This window comes from Cognatundibacterium luofuense (genome assembly GCF_018139685.1).
Classification (GTDB): Bacteria; Pseudomonadota; Gammaproteobacteria; order Burkholderiales; family Burkholderiaceae_D; genus Undibacterium; species Undibacterium luofuense.
The window spans coordinates 1-279 of sequence record NZ_JAGSPN010000677.1 but is presented as its reverse complement, the minus strand read 5'-3'; the positions used below and the strand labels follow the sequence as shown (position 1 = coordinate 279).

1 pseudogene is annotated in these 279 nt (G+C 52.3%); it reads right to left on the bottom strand.

Going from position 1 to position 279, the window contains the following annotated elements:
- Positions 1-279: pseudogene (locus tag KDM89_RS22155) on the bottom strand (histidine kinase); the annotation flags it as partial.

Sequence of the window (279 nt, the reverse complement as noted above, 5' to 3'; positions counted from 1 at the left end):
ACGCTATTCCCCAATGGGGTGTTCAATTCATGCGCAACACCTGCAACCAAAGAACCCAATGCTGCCATTTTTTCAGAGCGCACCAGATCAGCCTGGGTATAGCGCAGATCTTCCATCGCCTTCGCGAGTTCCTGATTCGCCTGCTCCAGCTTACGCGTACGCAACACCACGCGTCTTTCCAATTGGGCGCTGAGTTCCCGAATTTCTTTTTCCACCTTGACCTGCTGCGTCACATCCATCAGGGCTACAATCAGTAAGGACGCATCCGGATCCAAAAAG